The sequence below is a fragment of the Mesorhizobium sp. WSM4845 genome, assembly GCF_055811455.1.
In genome coordinates this window covers 54,780-71,663 of the sequence record NZ_JBVVQA010000025.1, presented here as the reverse complement: position 1 = coordinate 71,663, position 16,884 = coordinate 54,780, and the positions used below count along the sequence as shown (strand labels likewise).

The following is a 16,884-nucleotide window of genomic DNA, read 5'->3' as shown; positions in this document are numbered from 1 at the left end:
AGGTGCTGGAAAATCTCGGATTGGGCGGGCGGCCGTCTATGACCGGTCGTTGTTCTTGGCCGCCTCTTCCCGCTGCTTTTTCAGGACTTCGTCAGTCCCGACCAGCTTTTTCGCCCCGCCGGATATCGCTGTGGACACCACCGCCGGCGGGTCGCTCGCGGGAAAAGAATCCTCAAGCCCGGCCTGCAACTGGTCTTCCAGGGTCTTCGGCTCTTCCGACCGACCAGGCGTCCTTCGGGCTTCTGCTCCCTCCAGCGGCTGTTTCATGTCAGGCGAACTACTGACCTCGCGAACGCAGGCGTAAAGCTGTTCGATGGCAAATTCCTTCATTGTCTCGAAATCGGCCTTCTCATCGCGCATTGCCTCGATCTTATCGACCATGGTCTTCTCGAACCGGTCAAGGCTATCGCGTCCGCAAGCCTGGCAAAGACGCAACAATGCTTCGTGGAGCACTTTCGGACCAAAATAAGCAGACGCCTCGAGCTTGAGCCGCTGCAGATGCTCTGGAGTCACCGCCTGAAGTTTTGACATTATGCAGCCCCTTTCGCCTGCCGAGCATATCAACGGCGTTGGTCGGCAGATGTTCCAATCACCCGCGACCGGGCTCGCTAAACGGGTCGCTCGGCCACTCAACGCCATGCCGAACGCCAACGCCAACGCCAACGATAGCGGGCTCTCTCACCTGACATTTGCGTAATGTCTTTTAACCCATTGGTCTTCTTGAAGATTCCGGCTCAAGCTAATTCAAGCCTGGCAATGTCAGTCGGCCACGCCGGTTCAAGAATCCCGGACGGCAAGGCACTACCTGCATCTTGCGAGCGGAGCCTGGCGATCTTCGCCTGGGCTCCGCAAGCCTGTCACCACCAGGAATCAGGCGGCGGCTTGGAGGGCACGTTGGTTGACACCACCCTCGCCCAACCCGGTCAGCGCTTCGTCTGTCGCGACCTCTTCCTTGAGCGTTGCCTTGAGAAGGGCGGCGACATCGGCCTTTCCCATCTGTTCCGCCCAGGCGACAAGAGTGCCGTACCGGGCGATCTCGTAATGTTCGACGGCTTGCGCCGCTGCGACCAGTCCGGCATCGAGCGCAGGAGCACCGTCATAGTCTTCGAGGATCTCGGAGCCTTCTTCAATGATGCCGTCGATCGCCGGGCAGGTCTTGCCGCGTGCCGCCTTGCCAAATTTCTCGAACACCTCCTCGAGCCGGTCGACGTGAACTTCCGTCTCCATGCGATGTTTTTCGAAGGCAGCAGTCACTTTTTCCGACTCCGCGCTTTTGGCCATTTTCGGCAGCGCCCTCAGTATTTTCTTTTCGGCGTAGTAAAGATCTTTCAGCCCGTCGAGGAACAGGTCCTCAAGGCCCTTGGTTGTCGCTTTCGCAGCTTTTTTCGCAGTTGCCATGGTCGTCTCCCGCTGAGGTTTGGAGCTAGCCTCCCTAACTGGGAAGGCGACCGATAACCCCGCCGGCCGGCAACAAGTTCCCTGATGATTCGAGCCGCTGGAAATTTTTCGCCTCAGGCCGCGCAGGTGCTGCAAGGCTTACGCTGGCGAGACGGCGGTGCGAGCAAATGGCTTCGCCAGCAATCGGCTCAATCGATCCGCTTGATACGACCCTTGTCGAGACGGAACACTCCATCCTGGCCGCCCTGCCTCTCAAAATCGGTAAGCAGATCGTCCCAGGTCCCGAGGAATTCGCCACAGTCGTCGCAAAGGATCCGGTCGTCAGGACCGGCGTCGGCCGGAATCCTCAGCCTTATCGTCAAGCAATAAGGGCATTCCAACTGGTGGTTAAGATACTGTGTGGTCATCGACGACAGCAAGAATGCACTGGAAACGTGGCCCCTGCAACCTGCTCGCGCCGGGGCAGGACGCTTGCATTGATTATATGCCGTCTTTGGTCGGAGGCCAGCCAGACTGGGCAGTCGGCGGAATGTTGTCGGAAGTCACCTCACCCCGCTTGAGTTTTCGAATGGCCTCATTGGCTTCGAGTTCATCGAGGCCGGAAAGCGGCATGCCGTCAACCACGACGGCTTCCTCGCTCTCGTCGTCATAGACTTCCCACAGGCCGTCCGAATTCTGTCGTTTGTTGTAGATGGTTGGCATGGCCGCTCCCCCTGATACCGCTATTGAACGCGTGCTACCCACGCCAGAGCCTGGGTCTTTTCGTCCGCCGGGAACACCCGCGCCTCGATCTGCGGGAACAGTGCGCCCGTCATTTCGGTAGCTGCCTTGATCCACTGTTTTTCGGACACCACTGCGGCACGCTGGAAGCGGTGGAGTTCGCCAAGTTTGCTCAAGCCGTACTGCAGATCGCGGCGCAACGCGTCGCCCGTCATGTCCTCCAGATCGGTAAGGTCGGCCAGGATGCCGATCTCTTCATCTTCGCTCAGTTTCTCTTCGATGGTCGGGATGATCTTGTCGTAGTCCTCCGCGGTCACGGTACCGGCAACGCGAAATGCGGCGACATTCCCAGGAGCAGAAATAACCTCGATCACTTTTTCCTCCTTCGGATTGGTTTTCGGGATCATGCCGAACAACTCAAGCCGCCGACGGATGTTCCCTGGTCCTAAGCGTTTTTAGACACTAATCCGCCGCTTTCTTTGGCGGCTCCCGGGTCGCATGCGTGACGACGGTATAGCGCGTGATCGGACCCTCATCGGGGTCTTCTCCTTGAAAGTGAACGTCCGCGTTGTCAGGCGGCCGGCTGGTATTGCCGAACGTCTTGACCGCGGACGCACGCACCAGTTGGATGTCCGGGTCCTGCTTCATGATTTTTATTGCCGCAAGCTCGGCCGTGCTGCTGCCGCCAATGCGCCAGCTGGCCTCGAGCACACCGGATCGCCAGATACCCGACGAATCGACACCCTGGCCGATATCGTAGTTGCGCCGCGAGGCGAAAAATCCAGGACACTCGGCCATCGCCGCGTCATAGGCCCTCGCCTGCGCAATTGCCAAAGCTAGTGCGCGGGGAAGCTGAAGGTCTTCGAGAGCTTCCCATCCGCCGCGCACGACGATGAGATCAGACCCGCCATAAACGGATTGTCCCGCATTGTCGGTCGTCGTCGTTTGAGTGCCGTAGTAGGCGACCATGATTTCGTCGATCTCCGTTCTGCCAACACTCAATGTGACGACGTCACGAAGGTCGGCTTCGAGCACCAGACCGCACTCGTCCAAGTCGGGGGAGCGGTATTGCTCGAGCAGTCTCTCGACGTCAGCGACCGTGCGAACGATGTGCTGGTCCTGGCCTCGCGAGGCAAGCGGTGGCTTGAGCCGGGCCAGCCCATGCCTCAGCAGGCGTTGCGCTGCTCGCAGCGCATCGTGCCGCGAAAACACGGTGTAGCCAGGCAATACTGCGGCGGCGACAGTTCTGCCGAAGCCGGTTGACCATTCTTTCGGTCGCTCGGCCAGGTCGTCGACCAGTTCGTGGGTTATCGCCTTAGTGGTCGCGAATCGCCAAGGCACCACGCCGCCGAAGAGGTCTTGCGGCCCGTTGATACCCAGCCGCGCCGCATCGCTGGCAAGCAAGCTGTCGTCCGGCACGAAGTACAAGCGCCCGCCATTGCCGCTGCTGTGGCCTAGACCCTGCCGGAAGGCAAACCCCTTGAGCGTGGCAATGGTGCGGGCGACGGCAGCTATGGCTTCCCGCTCGTGAGCGTAGAGAGGCTCGCAGCCCGGCGCGGGGAATGCGATCACGGTGCCTTTTGGCTGGCTCGGCTGAGTGCCTCTGTGCTCGGTCATCTCGCTCATTCCGGTGCTTCCTCGTCATGGCCATTGGGCGCCGATGTTTGCGGTCCCTACGCGCCCTGCCCCGGGAGAACGCAGCAGATGGCAGAACGTTCAGCCCGGATTGGCATGCTCGCCGCGTGGGCGCAGACGCTGGTATCCAGCCGTGACCTTGGAGCGCGCTGCGGTGCAGAACCTTTGATCGCCGAGGGACAGCGCCCCCCTCTGTCCTGCCGGACATCTCCCCCACACGGGGGGAGATCGGCAGCTTCGCGGACAGCGTCCCTTTTTTGCACGGTTGGTGGTTGGCGAAATCAGTGATGGAGGCCAATCTCCCCCCTCGTGGGGAGATGTCCGGCAGGACAGAGGGGGGCGCGACGGATCGCTGCGGAGCGCTTTTATTCTGAGCCGCTGCATTCTTCGGCTGATTGCCACTGGAACGGCAACAGCCGGATGACCCGCGTTTTAATCATTCGCGTTGAATATCCCGGCTGACCGTTCGCCGCCGTCGGCTTGCAAGGATGGCGGAAAGGGTGACCGGGCGGAAATCCCAGCTGTCGACGCCGGCGTCGTACTGGCGTGTGACCGGGCTCAGCCTGCCGTGGGAATGGCCATGCAGATTGATCGATTTCTTGCCGATCTGATTCCAGGTGCGAAAAGGATAGTGGCAAAGGATCAGCAATCTGCCGTCTATCGTCAGTTCCTTGTAATGCTGTGTGCTGGCCCAACCCGCAGCCTCTATGGTCGCCGCGCCATCGTTGTTGCCGATAGTCAGATGCTTCTCGCCATGAAGAGACGACAGCAGCGATGCAACGAATTCGGCCGATCCCTTGGCAAAGTCGCCGAGATGCCAGATCTGGTCATCCGGGCTGACGGTTTCGTTCCAGAGCGAAATCAGCGCTCGATCGTGTTCGGCCAGCGAGCCGAACGGGCGGCGATCGATGCGCAGAATGCGGGGATCGCTGAAATGTGTGTCGGCCGTGAAATAGATCATGGTCGTTCACAGCCTTTGCGGACGTTGTCCGAACCTCGCCTTCCCGCAATTAACATTTGAGATGGCCAACAAGATCAGACGCGGCTAACATACTCCTCGCTTTGGAGAGTATCGTGCGCACGAGACGTTTCAGAAAGCCAATTGTCGTTCAACCCGGTCGGATCGATCGTGACAGGGTTGTTTTGTCTGTCTCCGATGCGGCTGAAGTGCTGCTGAAGGACTGGCCGACGCCAGCGTCCAAGACGCGTCTGGCTGCAATCGCAGCCTGCCTTGCTGTTATCCGCGGCGATAAGCCGCCAAGGGTCGCGCGCCAGGCGTTCATCGTCGCGGCCAAGGACGCGAGGATCCTGCTCGGCGAACAAATCTAGCCCCGTCAGGCAGAGCCTCGTTCAGGCCGTTCGATCTCTTCCTTTGACCTGCTGCTGCAGATTGGCACTCGGCGCGCTTCGCTTCGCCAGGTGCTGAAGTCGAGTTGCTCAGACAATCGCTCGATCCCAACCGCCATAGTGCTGGTCGCTGCGCGTGCCGCGCGGCAGGCTGAGCACGATCAGCGCCAGACCGATCGCAACGTCCGCCACCATCGCCAGGGTTTCACCGCCGGCAAGCACGAAGGGGGACACCGCGATCCATGCGCCAAGCACGACATTGAGGAAGCGCAGCGGCCGGACCACTTCGGCCATGGCCGTGACTGCGACCATGATAATGAGACAGCCGACGACGTGATCGCTGAAGTAAAGCGGTGGCTGCGTGCCGAAGATCAATGGCGTGGTCATCAGCAAGGCGCCAAGCAGCGTGCTCGCTGCCAGCGTCCACGGGAAGTTGACGCCGCCGGTGACAAATTCCTTCAGCACCTCGAAAACCGGACGGTCGAGATCGGCGCCAGGCGTCTGGTTCTCCGACAGCGCCGGTCCGCCCATCCAGAAAGTACGCCAGAACGGCTCGCCTGCCCTCGTGGCGCCCCAGAGATACTGGATGGTCGCCAGCACCTCGTCGACGGAGTAAGGGATCAGCACCACCGTGACGGCGGCCTGGAGAATGCAGAGCGTGCACAGCGCGCCAATCAGCGGTGGCTGGATGATGATGAAGGACACGCTGACCACGCCAAGCGGAACGATCAGTAGGCCGAAGAGGAGCACCATCCACGGCATGGTGCGCCAGCGCCGGCGGTCGCCGATCGCGCCGGCGAGGATATCGAGGCAATAGGCGAAGGCGCCGAGCCCGGCATCGGCGATTGGAAAACCCTTTGAGACCCATGACGTCACCACCGCCTCGCTGCCGTTGCGCACCGGCGCGCCGCCGGGGCCGAAGAACGGATCCCACAGCCCATCCGCGTGGCCCATCTGGAAAGCGGCGAGATAGCGCGAGACGAACAGGCCGACGAAGGCCAGCGCCACGATCGGTATCCGCTGCGTGAAGGTCGATGGCGAATAGGTCCAGCCCAGCGGAATGTCGTCGTCGGCCGCCAGCGCGCGGCGGCTGATGCCAGGGGTCGGCGGGATCATCACCGCAAAGGCGACGATCAGCATGCCGACGAGCGTGTCGATGGCATAGGCGGCGGCGCTGGTCGTCCAGAACAGCAACGGCGCCAGCATCACCCAAACTCCGAGCGACGCCGTGATCCACTGCACCCAGCGCCAGCGTCGGGACATGCCCATCAACGCAAAGGCCGTCACCAGCAGGCCGGAAACGATCTCGCTGACGCCGAGGCCTGCGTTGCGCAATTGCGGCTCCGCGACAGCGTGCCCCAGAGCGGGTGGCATTGCGGCTGTGACGGGATCGAACAGGCCAATTGTCATTGGCGAGGTGACCAGCCACAGCCCAAGCGCAGCGTTGGTCATCGGCGCCCAGAGCGTCCTCGACCGATGCCGTTTTATCGCCGCTTCGACCTCTTCCTTGCTTCGCTCGAGCGGTCCCTTGAGGCGCCTTTCGGCCTGCTCGATCTCGGGGTCAGAAGCCGCGACAACCGGCGGATCGAGCTTGTTGGCCGCATACCAGTCCGTGGGGTCCTGTTTCAGCCGGCGGATCATCTCCGGCAATGTGTCCAGCAGATTGTGTCTGGGCGCCCAGCCCAGCAGGGTTTTGGCCCGCGAAATGTCGATCTCGTAATGATCGTCCGAGTTCTCGATCATCCACGGTTTGATGTCGGTGTCCTGGTCGAGCACCTCCGTCTGCACCCACGCGCCCAGCTTCGTCAGCTGCTTCGGCAGCGCCAGGGTGCGCCAGTCCTCGCCATGGATAAGCCAGCCGATGCGCCTCTGCATCTCCTCGTATGACGGTGTGTCTTCTTCGCCGATCAGAAGCACGGTCTCGGCCGGAAGTTCGGCGCGCCGGTCGACGGTGCGCACCACTGCATCGACGAGATCGTCCTTGTGCAGATAGGGCTGGCCGGCGGTGATATCGCCGGCGAACAGATACGCGGTCGGCAAGCGTTCGAAGATGCGGGCGATCTGCTGGGCAATAAAGGCCGCCCGGCAGTCTTCGTCATAGACGCCGGCGAGCCGCAGGGTCACCGTCTTGATCTGGCCGCGCTCCCGCGAAATCAGCGCCTCGGTTTCGGCCTTCGATCTTGGATAGGCCCAGGCCGGGTCGAGCGGCGAGTCCTCATTGATTTTCGCGCCTTTCCCCGGGCTTGGCGCATGGACGAGAAGCGTGCTGGAGAACACGAACTGCTCGGTCTCGACCGCCGCCAGCGCCTTCAGGAGCCGGCGCGTGCCCTGCACGGTGACGGCGTCATATCTGGGGTTGTCCTCGCCGGTCGTGTCGTAATAGGCAGCAAGATGGACGACCGAAGCGATGCGGCCGCCGCTGCGCTCGCGTGCCGCCTGCACAGCCTTGCTCACGCCCTCATCCGAGGTGAGATCGATCTCGATCGTCCCCATGCCGGCAGGGGCATGCTTCGGTTTTGCAACGTCGAGGCCGATGACTTGGTAGCGGTCGATCAAGCCTCGCGCGATCGCCTGCCCCAGGAAGCCGCTGCTGCCGGTGACAAGAACCGTCGGAAGGGTCGTGCCGTTACTCGCCACAGCTCAGGCCCGTTCGCCAAGCCGTCTGCACTTCAACCCGGCAACCTGCCGGTCCGGATCCCGGTTAGCCGTGGTCTCGTTCAGCCGGATGTGGGCGATCTGCAATGTCTCGTCGAAGCTCATCATTGCCTCAAAGAAGGAAGCGCCTCGCGCCCCACTCAGTGAGTAACACCGGCATGGCGGAAATGTTTCCGCGTCAGGTCGGGAAAATTGTTGCTATCCATCCGGAGAGACGGATCTGTTCCGCCCGCCTATTCGGCGTTCCATTCCGCCTTGCGTGCCCGCGCTTCCTCGAAGATCAGCTTGAACTCCCGCATCATCGCGCTCTCAATGGCGAATGCACAGCTTGGCACGGCGCCGGGGTCTTCCTGATTGTTCTGGAATTGAAAACGGGCCTCCAGTTCGGCCCATATTCGCTCGGAGATCCTGTCGGGGCCGGCAAGAAGCGCGACGACCAGCGCCAGAGTCTCTCGCTGGGCATTGAGCCGACCCTCTATCTCTTCATTCGTCAACTCGGACATGTGGGATCGCTTCCGGTTTCAGGCGAAACGGCAAAATCGCATCCTTGTTCCGGAATTCAGCTCGTCGGCTCGCAGAGAGAGCCTACTGCTCCCTGAAAGCTCGCTGGATCTGATCCGCCAAAGGTTTCACGAGATAGGACAGCATGGTGCGGTTGCCGGTCGAAAAGAACACCTCGACAGGCATGCCTGGCGCCAGGGCCACGCCCTTGAGCCGGCTAAGCTCTGTGCGCGGTAAAGCAACATGCACGGTGTAAAAGCCGGTGCCTGTTTTCTCATCGACATTGAGGTCGGCGGAAATCTTGCTGACGGCACTATTCAGTTCCGGCGTCGTTTGCTGATTGAATGCCGACAGCCGCAGGGTCGCGCCTTGCCCTGGCGTCAACTGATCGATGTCTTGCGGAGCCACGCGCGCCTCGACGGTCAGGTCGTCCGTCACCGGGACAATCAGCATGATGAGCTCGCCTGGAGATATAACGCCACCGACCGTGTGCACGCCGAGCTGATGAACGACACCGTTCTGCGGACTGCGTATGTCGATGCGTTTGAGCTGATCTTCGGCCGAAACCTTGCGCTCGACGGACTCGGAGATCTTTGCCTGGACGTCTCGCAGTTCGCTTGCCACTTCGCTGCGCAAATCCTGGTCGATCTGGATGATCTGCAAACGGATTTCGGAGGTACGACCCTTCGATTGCGCTATGGCCGCAGTCAGTTGCCCGTGCTCGCCTTTAAGCCGCACGGCATCGCGTTCAAGCGCAGTAATACGATCGATCGAAACCAGCTTGCGTTGCCAAAGTCTGCGCATGCCTTCGAGCTCAAAGCCGATCAATTTGATTTCTTGGCTCTTGGCATCTCTTTGCTCGGTCAATCCGGAAACCTCTTCGGCAAGCTGCGCAATGCGCTCCTGCAACTGAGCCTTCTGACCGGCGCGTGCCTGTCGGCGAAATTCGAACAGAGATTGCTCGCCGGCCATCGCCCGACCAATCTCGGGGGCATCCTGGCGTGACACAAGCGAAGCTGGAAAGACGATGCTTGCCTTGCCGTCGCGCTCGGCCTCAAGGCGAGCCAGCCGCGCCTCGAATTCGTCCAGGCTCTTCGAGACGATCGCCAAATTGGCCCGGGTGATGGTCTCATCGAGGCGGATCAAGACCTTGCCCAATTGCACGGCATCGCCTTCCCGGACGAAGATTTGACCGACAACGCCACCCGTCGGATGCTGCACCTTCTTGACGCTGGAATCGACAACCAGCTTTCCCGAAGCGATGACGGCTCCGGAAATCTCGGTGACGGCAGCCAAGCTCCCCGCCCCGCCAACCAGCAGGATGCAGGTTGCGACACCGCCAAGCAGATAGCGTCGAATGGTGCGATCGGCCGCGAATATCATGCGTTGCGCCATCAGGATGCCGTCTCTTCTAGTCCGGAAACGACTTTCAAGGGAACGCCCGCTGGGCGGGTTATCTTGTTCAAGATCTCATTTTTTGGGCCAAAGGCCTGAATACGGCCGTTCGCCATCACAAGAACCTGATCCAGGCTGGCAAGCGCGCTCGGACGATGTGCGACCACGACGGCTATACCGCCTCGCGCGCGCACGCCTTGGATCGCCACCGTCAAGGCCGCCTCGCCTTCCGCATCGAGGTTGGAGTTAGGCTCGTCGAGAATAACCAGAAACGGGTCACCGTAGAGAGCCCGGGCAAGCGCCACCCGCTGCCTCTGGCCAGCCGAAAGCGCCGAACCGGCCTCGCCGATGCGCGTCTCGTAGCCTTCCGGCAGGTGGATGACGAGATCATGAACGCCGGCCGCGCGCGCAGCCGCCAGTATCTTGTCCGAGGGCGCTTGCGGTTCGAAGCGCGCGATGTTCTCGGCAATTGTGCCGTCGAACAGTTGCACATCCTGAGGCAGATAGCCGACATGCTTGCCCAGTTCTTCCGGCGACCACTGGTCGAGCGTTGCGCCGTCCAGCCTGACGGTGCCGCGGATTGGCAGCCATATGCCGGCAATTGCCCGAACGAGCGATGACTTGCCCGAAGCGCTTGGCCCGACGATGCCGAGGCCGACGCCCTGTTCCAATGCAAAGGTGGCGTCCTGCACGACCATCCGGCGCTCACCCGGCGGTGTGACACTGATACTTTCGACCGAAAGAGCAGATCTCGGAGCAGGCAGCGAGACACTTGTCGCAGTTTCGGGAAGCTGGACCAAAAGCTGGGTCAGCCGGGCCCAGGCCTGGCGGGCGGTGACGAAGCCCTTCCAGTGGGCGATAGCCAGTTCGATAGGTGCGAGCGCCCGGCTCATCATGATCGAACTTGCGATCATGATGCCGCCGGTCGCCTCCTGATGGATGACCAGATAAGCGCCGATCGCCAGGATGCCCGATTGCAGCATCATGCGCAGGATCTTCGCGATCGTTGCGAGCGTCCCGGCAAGGTCGCTGGCTGTTGCATTGGTGTCGAGGTAGCCGGCATTGATCCCTGACCAGCGCTCGGCGATGCGCGAGCCAAAGCCCATGGCCTGCAGAACCTCGGCATTGCGACGTGTCGCTTCGGCAAGTGTATTGCGCGCTGCCGCTTGACTGTTTGCCTTTTTGGCGGGCTCTCTCGTGCGAATTTCGGCAAGCAATGCCAGGCTGAACAGAATGACCACGCCGGCCAGCGCCGTCATGCCGATCCAGAAGTGGAACAGGAAGCAGATTCCGAGATAGAGCGGCACCCACGGCAGGTCGAAAAGCGCGGTCGGACCGGCACTCGACATGAACGATCGCACCTGGTCAAGATCGCGCAAGGATTGAAGGCCGTCGCCTGCGAGCTTGGTTCGCAGCGGCAGACGCATGAGGGCGGCATAGACCTGTCCGCTCAAGCGCGCGTCCAGCGCCATCCCGATGCGCACCAGCAAACGCGACCGGATGAGTTCGAGAACGCCCTGAAAAACGAAAAGTGTGCCGGCAAACACGGCGAGCCCGACGAGCGTCGGCACGCTGCGGCCGGGTATGACACGATCATAGACCTGCAGCATGAAGAACGAGCCGGTCAGCGCCAGGACATTGACGACGCCGCTCATCAACGCAATTCCGGCCAACGCTCGCCGGAAGGAGGCCAAAACCGCCGCGAGTGTCGTTCGCGGCGGCTCGGGTGGAATGGGATGCGACGTCGGCTTCACATCAGTTCCAGTTCGGTCTCAGGCGGCAATGGCCGCGCCCGAAATGATGACGAACGTGTCGGTGCCGAGTCCATCTGTCAAATGTCAGATAACCCAGTCTTGCAACGCATAGGCATGGATGTAGTCGATCTGCATTTCGGCAGGCGTCGCAAGCTCGTCGGCGGGCTCTCCCGCCTGGCCACCAATCCCCATATTCACCAGCATATACATCGGGTCATGCATGTCGGCAGGCGTTGCGGCACGAGCGACTTCGACGTCGTCGAAATACCAGACGAGTTCGTCTTCTGTCCAAAGCACGCCATACGTGTGGAACCCTTCGGTATCCGCGGCATAGGCCGTCGTGCCTACTGTTGTATGAGTTCCCGTCGCGTTCGAGTGGCCTGTCAGGATGAGCTTGTTTGGATCTTTACCGAACATCTCGATGACGTCCAGTTCCGGTGGCCAGGAGCCGTCCGCCGGGAGAAGCCAGAAGGCCGGCCAAGCACCTTGTGTTTCGGGCATGTCGGCTCGAATTTCAAAATAGCCGTAGGTCTGCGCGAAGGATTCGTAGGTCGTCAGCAACCCTGACGTGTATTCGTAGTTATTTATGTAGGGACGGATCGCTTCAGGAGCCCGGGCGGCGGTAATGGTGAGAACGCCGTCCTCGATGCTGAACGGATTGACGGAGCGTGTCGGGGCGTAGTCGGTATCGATGTACCATTGAAGATCATTGTTGCTCGTGAGCGTGCTGCCGTTCTCGGCCCCCCACCAGTAATTCGAATCCCAGGTGCCGCTCGAGCCGTTCCACAGGTCCAACGTATCGAACTCGTCCGAAAAGGTCAGTTCCAGGGCCGACCTGTCCACGGCCAGCTTGAACTGGCTTGCAGTGAAATCGCCGATGGTCTTGTTGGCGAAGACGAGAAACTCGCCGTCGGACAGATTTAGGCGGACGTTGGCTCCCGACTGGACCATGTTGGCGCGCACCTCTTCGAAAGAGGTGAAGCCGTAGCTCCCGACGCGAACCGTATCCGTCGCGCCAAGGTCCAGGATCAGGTCACTGCCGTTGCCGGGGTTGACGACGAAAATATCCGCCCCGGATCCGCCCTTGAGCACGTCATCGCCCTGCAAGCCGTCGAGCGTCTGTTGGCCGGAGCCGCCGGTAACGATGTTGTTCAGCTCGTTTCCGAAAGCATAGCGTTTGTCGCCGGTGACCGTCAGGTTCTCGAAATTGGCCGGGAGCTTGTAGCTCATCCAGGTCGAGATGGTGTCTACCCCTTCGCCGGACAGCTCGACCGCCTTGTTTTTCGCGGCATACAGATAATAGATGTCGTCGCCCTTGCCGCCACGCATTGTGACGGTGACGGCAGCGTCGCCATACATCGAGTCGTTGTATGTGCTGCCATAAAGTGTCGGGCCGGAATTCGTCGCCGAATACCACCTTACGGAGGATCCGCTGTAGGGAAGTGGAACGCCTTTGGCGTTCAGTACCGTGGCCATCCCGGTCCTATCTCCTTTGTCTCGCTCGATACCAGCCCTAACATCTATCGAGGGCAAAAGTAGCCAGTACTTTTTCACTTTCCAGTTCGGAAGGTTACCAAATGGTTATCACCTAGTGGGAGCACTTGCCGGGGAGCTTCACTGCCTCGAGTGCATAAGGTTGGGCCACTGCAACATGATCGAAGATGTGGTGAGGCAGATCGAGACCGACTCTCACCGCATTTCGCATCTCGAATAGCATTAACGCTGACCGGTGATGAAGAACTGCTAGTAGACTTTGAAAGCGCCCGCGTCGGCTCGTGCATCGACATCGGTGATCAGCATGTGCCCCGGCGATACCGTGATCGAGGTCGCCAGCTCGGCACGAGCAAGTGCATCCTGTGCGGTGATGCTGCTGGCCCAGAATACAGGGACCTCCCCGTCGATGATTTTGACCGCATCGCCCCAGTCGGGAGCCATCAAATCGGCTATTCCGATGACCGTGGGATCTCCGACATGGATGGGAGAGCCGTGGGCATGCGGGAAGCGTGCGGTGACGGCGCGAACCCTGTCGACATCGCAACGGCTTATCGGACGCATCGAGACGACCATTTCGCCACCAAACGGTCCGACGCGGCACGTCTGGATCCTGGTTCGGAACTTGGGTGAGGCCTTGCCGCAGCCGATGCGGCTCAGTTTCTTTTCGGCAAGTGCAGCTTCGACGGTCAGCGAACTGCCGAGCGCGAAAGCGGCAAAATCATCCTGCCACAGGTCGATGATGTCCGTCCTCCGACGGGTCAGCTCGCCGAAATGATAGATGTTGTACTGGGGGGCATCGGTGCGGATGTCGATGTCGCCCAGCGCTGGGATCAATGGGCTGCCGGCGCGATTAACGCCGACCAATGGACAGGGTTTCGGGTTGCGGATGCAGAACTGGTGGAAATCGCTGGCAAAGCTGCGCGGCACAATCACAACATTGGCCTGGAGCTTGCCATGCGCCAGCCCCCCTGTATGCCCCTCATAGGCGCCCATTCTGACAAGCCTGCGCAGCCTGTCCGCATCGACCAGTCGCAGGTCCTCGAAGATCGGTGAAGTGGTCAGGCGAGCCATCGCTTCCGGTTCAGAGACAAGTCGGGAGGGCGTAAGATCGTTGGCGGCTCGGCTGCTTGTCAAATTGTCAGAATCTTTCCTCAACGATAAATTGTATTTATTGGCCGGCCAACGATTGCTTCATCTTACGACCGACGCTTGCGCAAACCTTCCTGCTGTCATTGACAGTTGCGGCAGCCGATCGCTTCTATCTGTCGGCCTGCCTCGTGCAGGAAGCCAAGGTCGCGCTCCATGTAGAAGAGCAGGAACGCAGAATAGAGGACAAAGACCAGGCTAAACACCAGCGTCTTCACGATCAGCGAAAGCGCAAAAACGTTGAGGTGCGGTGAGGCGCGCGCCAAAAAGGCCAGCACAAGGTCGGACAACAGCATGCTGATGATGAGCGGGAAAACCAGGGTCAATGCCATCATCAGAATGCGGTTCAGGAGATCGAGGAAAATGCCGGCCGCATCCTTGCTGAACACCGGCAGAAGCTGGTCGATCGGCCACAGGCCATAGCTGTCGTAGAGGCTGGTCAGCGAAAGCTCGAGGCCGCCGGCGGCCAGGTAGACCGTGACCATGATGACGGCGAGCAAGGTGCCGGTGGCGCTCGTCTCATGGGTCATCATCGGATCGATCAGCGTCCCCATCGTCGAGCCGCGCTGCAGGTCCAGGATATCGCCGGCAGCCTCGGCCGCCCAGAACGGAATGCCGATCGCCAGCCCGAGCGTTACCCCAACGACGACCTCCTTGAGCATGTAGGCGACGATCATCGTCGTCGCGATGTCGGTGTTTGTCAGTCTGTCGACGATCATCGGAAAGACCGGAACCGCCAGCGCCAGGGCAACGCCGTTGCGCAGAAGGCCCGACAGCGGCACGCGCGAAAAGAGCGGCATCAGCAGCATGAACCCGGTCATGCGGGCGAGCGCGAAAGCTCCCGCCAAAAGAAACAACTGTAGCTCCTTGACCGACGCGAAGAAGGGTTCGACCGGCATCCGCGCGCCTCAACGCGTGACGACGGGGAATTCGTCCAGCGCCGTCGAGGCCTGCTCGGCGATCTGCTGGCCAAGCAGCGGGCCGAAGACGATGATGACCAGCAGGATCACGACAAGCTTGATTGTCTGCGGCAGCGACTGGTCCTGAATTTGCGTCAGCGCCTGGGCCAGCCCGACCAGGATGCCAACGGCCAGCGCCGCGACGATCGCCGGGCCTGACGCGAACAGCACCGTCAGGAGCGCGCCCTGGACCTTCGCCAGGATGAAGTCATTGCTCATGCAAACCTCCCAGCGGCGTCAGACGTAACTCAGGATCAGGCCGTGCATCAGCCGCGACCAGCCATCTATGGCGACGAAAAGGAACAGTTTCAGCGGGACCGAAATGAGGACCGGCGAGACCATGATCATGCCGAGCGTCATCAGGATGTTGGCAACGACGATGTCGATGATGAGGAACGGAAGATAAAGCAGAAAGCCGATTTCAAACGCCCGCGTAAGCTCGGACGCGACAAAGGCAGGAACAAGTATCGAAAGATCGTCGTCCTTCAGATCTTGTCGTGCCTGTTCCGGCCACAGGCGGTTCGTTCCGTCGAGAAAGAACTGCCGCTCTTCCGGCTGGGTGAACTTGATCAGGTGCTGCTGCAATGGTTCCCTCACCAGTTGCGTCGCCCTGGCGAGGTCCTCGGTCGTCTGGAACTGAACCTGCCCTTCCTGGAGCCGTCCCGACATCTCGCTCAGCAACGGCGTCGTGACATAGACCGTGAGCACGAGCGCTATGCCGTAGAGCACCAGATTGGGCGGCATCTGCTGGACGCCGAGCGCATTGCGGATGAGGAACAGCACGACCGAGATCTTCAGGAAACCGGTCATGGTGACGACTGCCAGCGGCAGCAGACCGACAAAGCCGACGGCAATCAGGATCCCAAGCAGGTTGGGCGAATTGTCAAGCATTGTCGAACATACGGGCGATCCGCACGCCCAGGCTCTCCCCAATGCGGACGATCTCGCCACGGCCGACGCGTTTGCCATTGGCGATGATGTCGACCGTCTCCTTCGTCACATTGGCGAGCGGAACGATGGCGCCGGGCGCAAGCTGCCTTACTTCGCCGAGAGGCAGCGCCGTGCGGCCGAGTTCGAAGGCAAGCGCAACCGGCAGCTCGTCCAGAGTTGCCTCCTCCAATGCCTGATCGGCGTGCGGCGGCGTGTCTTGATTCATGGTCCACTCCCATTTCGATCCAGCGATTGCAGTCGGCGCGGCAAGCAGTTGCGGCCCGCTGGCAGTCAGCACCGCCGGGGCATAAAGCCGCTCGGCAATGACCAATGCCGCCTCTTCCTCTTCGTCATCGAAAAGCACCACATCGCCAGGTTGCAGGCTTTCAAGATCACCGTGACTGATTGTAAGCGCGTGACGCCAAAGGCAGACGGGCAACGGGAATTCGGCAGGAACCGGGGGCCTCGCTTTGCCGATCGCGTCGAGAAAGCCCCCGGCCCGCACCGCCAGATCGACGCTGTCGGTGTGCAAGGCGCAACCTATGGTTTCGTCCTTGCCGGCCAGGACGAAAGCCAACGCGGTTTGGTCCAGAACGCTGTCTTCTTGTTCGATCGACGTAATAGCGATCGTCTCGCCCAGCTTGCTCTCGATCCATTCGAGATCTTTTTCGAATTCGGACTCCAGCAGCAGTGCGGCGTGAGCGGGTGCCGGTCGTTTCACGTCGATCAGCTCGTCAGCCTTGGCAAGGCCTCGTTCGACAACAGATAACGGCAAGCGCAATTTGCCCGCCATGTCTCCGAGAGTGAAGACAATCGTGCATATTGGCTGGTCCACAGGATTTGGCGCCGGCCAGACGGCGGCGATCGCCATGGTTTTCCCGGCAATCGTGATCTGCGCGGCAGCACGACGGCGGTAGAAGGCGTTCAATGCCTCAACCTCCCCAGCCGCA

The 16,884-nt window shown here is 60.8% G+C and carries 18 protein-coding genes; 1 reads left to right on the top strand and 17 read right to left on the bottom strand.

The genetic code is table 11. The features are described from left to right. Window positions 1–36 precede the first annotated feature (36 nt). The 7 genes from AC0L2C_RS24730 to AC0L2C_RS24700 all read right to left on the bottom strand — a co-directional run bounded on the left by AC0L2C_RS24730 (window position 37) and on the right by AC0L2C_RS24700 (window position 4,714). Window positions 37–531 (bottom strand): hypothetical protein, encoded by a 495-nt coding sequence (locus AC0L2C_RS24730; RefSeq protein ID WP_023799486.1) that lies wholly within the window; start codon window positions 529–531, stop codon window positions 37–39. 339 nt (window positions 532–870) lie between these two features. Continuing rightward, a complete protein-coding gene (locus AC0L2C_RS24725; protein ID WP_023799488.1) occupies window positions 871–1,398 on the bottom strand; it encodes a YciE/YciF ferroxidase family protein in 528 nt (175 codons plus the stop codon). Between the two features lie 188 nt (window positions 1,399–1,586). Then, entirely contained in the window at window positions 1,587–1,760 is a 174-nt protein-coding gene (locus AC0L2C_RS24720; RefSeq protein ID WP_245277671.1) for a hypothetical protein, read from the bottom strand. Window positions 1,761–1,878: 118 nt separating this feature from the next. Next, the gene (locus AC0L2C_RS24715) at window positions 1,879–2,100 is read right to left on the bottom strand and encodes a hypothetical protein (protein WP_023799490.1); all 222 of its coding nucleotides are present in this window, start codon (window positions 2,098–2,100) and stop codon (window positions 1,879–1,881) included. 20 nt (window positions 2,101–2,120) lie between these two features. Further along, on the bottom strand, window positions 2,121–2,525 hold the full coding sequence (locus AC0L2C_RS24710; protein WP_287227018.1) for a SpoIIAA family protein: 405 nt from the start codon (window positions 2,523–2,525) through the stop codon (window positions 2,121–2,123). Between the two features lie 55 nt (window positions 2,526–2,580). Then, window positions 2,581–3,744 carry a DUF3182 family protein gene (locus AC0L2C_RS24705; protein ID WP_023799492.1) on the bottom strand — a complete coding sequence of 388 codons (1,164 nt, stop codon included), beginning with the start codon at window positions 3,742–3,744 and terminating at the stop codon, window positions 2,581–2,583. 445 nt (window positions 3,745–4,189) lie between these two features. Beyond that, window positions 4,190–4,714: a metallophosphoesterase family protein gene (locus AC0L2C_RS24700; RefSeq protein WP_023799493.1), complete on the bottom strand. Its 525-nt coding sequence runs from the start codon at window positions 4,712–4,714 to the stop codon at window positions 4,190–4,192. Window positions 4,715–4,827: 113 nt separating this feature from the next. Here AC0L2C_RS24700 and AC0L2C_RS24695 point away from each other — a divergent pair, with 113 nt between their 5' ends. Next, the gene (locus AC0L2C_RS24695) at window positions 4,828–5,082 is read left to right on the top strand and encodes a DUF982 domain-containing protein (RefSeq protein WP_023799494.1); all 255 of its coding nucleotides are present in this window, start codon (window positions 4,828–4,830) and stop codon (window positions 5,080–5,082) included. A gap of 108 nt (window positions 5,083–5,190) precedes the next feature. Here AC0L2C_RS24695 and AC0L2C_RS24690 read toward each other — a convergent pair whose 3' ends face one another. The 10 genes from AC0L2C_RS24690 to sctQ form a co-directional block, all read right to left on the bottom strand. Further along, entirely contained in the window at window positions 5,191–7,737 is a 2,547-nt protein-coding gene (locus AC0L2C_RS24690; protein ID WP_473524656.1) for an NAD-dependent epimerase/dehydratase family protein, read from the bottom strand. Between the two features lie 251 nt (window positions 7,738–7,988). After that, on the bottom strand, window positions 7,989–8,258 hold the full coding sequence (locus AC0L2C_RS24685; protein ID WP_023799497.1) for a hypothetical protein: 270 nt from the start codon (window positions 8,256–8,258) through the stop codon (window positions 7,989–7,991). An 82-nt stretch (window positions 8,259–8,340) separates the two neighbouring features. Next, window positions 8,341–9,651: an HlyD family type I secretion periplasmic adaptor subunit gene (locus tag AC0L2C_RS24680; protein ID WP_473524655.1), complete on the bottom strand. Its 1,311-nt coding sequence runs from the start codon at window positions 9,649–9,651 to the stop codon at window positions 8,341–8,343. Then, entirely contained in the window at window positions 9,651–11,405 is a 1,755-nt protein-coding gene (locus tag AC0L2C_RS24675; RefSeq protein ID WP_084833729.1) for a type I secretion system permease/ATPase, read from the bottom strand. Before AC0L2C_RS24675 ends, AC0L2C_RS24680 begins: the two co-directional genes overlap by 1 nt. 84 nt (window positions 11,406–11,489) lie before the next feature. Beyond that, window positions 11,490–12,881: an endo-1,3-1,4-beta-glycanase EglC gene (gene eglC / locus AC0L2C_RS24670; RefSeq protein WP_023799500.1), complete on the bottom strand. Its 1,392-nt coding sequence runs from the start codon at window positions 12,879–12,881 to the stop codon at window positions 11,490–11,492. Window positions 12,882–13,148: 267 nt separating this feature from the next. Then, window positions 13,149–13,970 (bottom strand): D-glutamate cyclase family protein, encoded by an 822-nt coding sequence (locus AC0L2C_RS24665; RefSeq protein WP_023799501.1) that lies wholly within the window; start codon window positions 13,968–13,970, stop codon window positions 13,149–13,151. 158 nt (window positions 13,971–14,128) lie between these two features. Continuing rightward, complete coding sequence (gene sctT / locus AC0L2C_RS24660; RefSeq protein WP_287227027.1) at window positions 14,129–14,944, bottom strand: type III secretion system export apparatus subunit SctT; 816 nt, start codon at window positions 14,942–14,944, stop codon at window positions 14,129–14,131. A 9-nt stretch (window positions 14,945–14,953) separates the two neighbouring features. Next, on the bottom strand, window positions 14,954–15,223 hold the full coding sequence (locus AC0L2C_RS24655; RefSeq protein ID WP_023799503.1) for an EscS/YscS/HrcS family type III secretion system export apparatus protein: 270 nt from the start codon (window positions 15,221–15,223) through the stop codon (window positions 14,954–14,956). A gap of 18 nt (window positions 15,224–15,241) precedes the next feature. Further along, the gene (sctR, locus tag AC0L2C_RS24650) at window positions 15,242–15,895 is read right to left on the bottom strand and encodes a type III secretion system export apparatus subunit SctR (protein WP_128245331.1); all 654 of its coding nucleotides are present in this window, start codon (window positions 15,893–15,895) and stop codon (window positions 15,242–15,244) included. Next, complete coding sequence (gene sctQ / locus AC0L2C_RS24645) at window positions 15,888–16,805, bottom strand: type III secretion system cytoplasmic ring protein SctQ (RefSeq protein ID WP_473524654.1); 918 nt, start codon at window positions 16,803–16,805, stop codon at window positions 15,888–15,890. The genes sctR and sctQ overlap by 8 nt, the downstream gene beginning before the upstream one ends. Between the last annotated feature and the right edge of the window lie 79 nt (window positions 16,806–16,884).

What these genes read in the sequence shown, in the direction of transcription:
- AC0L2C_RS24680 (WP_473524655.1), bottom strand. Translation starts at nt 9,651, where the DNA reads ATGGCGCAACGCATGATATTCGCGGCCGATCGCACCATTCGACGCTAT.
- AC0L2C_RS24665 (WP_023799501.1), bottom strand. Translation starts at nt 13,970, where the DNA reads ATGGCTCGCCTGACCACTTCACCGATCTTCGAGGACCTGCGACTGGTC.
- AC0L2C_RS24715 (WP_023799490.1), bottom strand. Translation starts at nt 2,100, where the DNA reads ATGCCAACCATCTACAACAAACGACAGAATTCGGACGGCCTGTGGGAA.
- AC0L2C_RS24725 (WP_023799488.1), bottom strand. Translation starts at nt 1,398, where the DNA reads ATGGCAACTGCGAAAAAAGCTGCGAAAGCGACAACCAAGGGCCTTGAG.
- sctQ (WP_473524654.1), bottom strand. Translation starts at nt 16,805, where the DNA reads ATGGCGATCGCCGCCGTCTGGCCGGCGCCAAATCCTGTGGACCAGCCA.
- sctT (WP_287227027.1), bottom strand. Translation starts at nt 14,944, where the DNA reads ATGCCGGTCGAACCCTTCTTCGCGTCGGTCAAGGAGCTACAGTTGTTT.
- AC0L2C_RS24710 (WP_287227018.1), bottom strand. Translation starts at nt 2,525, where the DNA reads ATGATCCCGAAAACCAATCCGAAGGAGGAAAAAGTGATCGAGGTTATT.
- AC0L2C_RS24730 (WP_023799486.1), bottom strand. Translation starts at nt 531, where the DNA reads ATGTCAAAACTTCAGGCGGTGACTCCAGAGCATCTGCAGCGGCTCAAG.
- AC0L2C_RS24705 (WP_023799492.1), bottom strand. Translation starts at nt 3,744, where the DNA reads ATGAGCGAGATGACCGAGCACAGAGGCACTCAGCCGAGCCAGCCAAAA.
- AC0L2C_RS24685 (WP_023799497.1), bottom strand. Translation starts at nt 8,258, where the DNA reads ATGTCCGAGTTGACGAATGAAGAGATAGAGGGTCGGCTCAATGCCCAG.
- AC0L2C_RS24655 (WP_023799503.1), bottom strand. Translation starts at nt 15,223, where the DNA reads ATGAGCAATGACTTCATCCTGGCGAAGGTCCAGGGCGCGCTCCTGACG.
- sctR (WP_128245331.1), bottom strand. Translation starts at nt 15,895, where the DNA reads ATGCTTGACAATTCGCCCAACCTGCTTGGGATCCTGATTGCCGTCGGC.
- eglC (WP_023799500.1), bottom strand. Translation starts at nt 12,881, where the DNA reads ATGGCCACGGTACTGAACGCCAAAGGCGTTCCACTTCCCTACAGCGGA.
- AC0L2C_RS24700 (WP_023799493.1), bottom strand. Translation starts at nt 4,714, where the DNA reads ATGATCTATTTCACGGCCGACACACATTTCAGCGATCCCCGCATTCTG.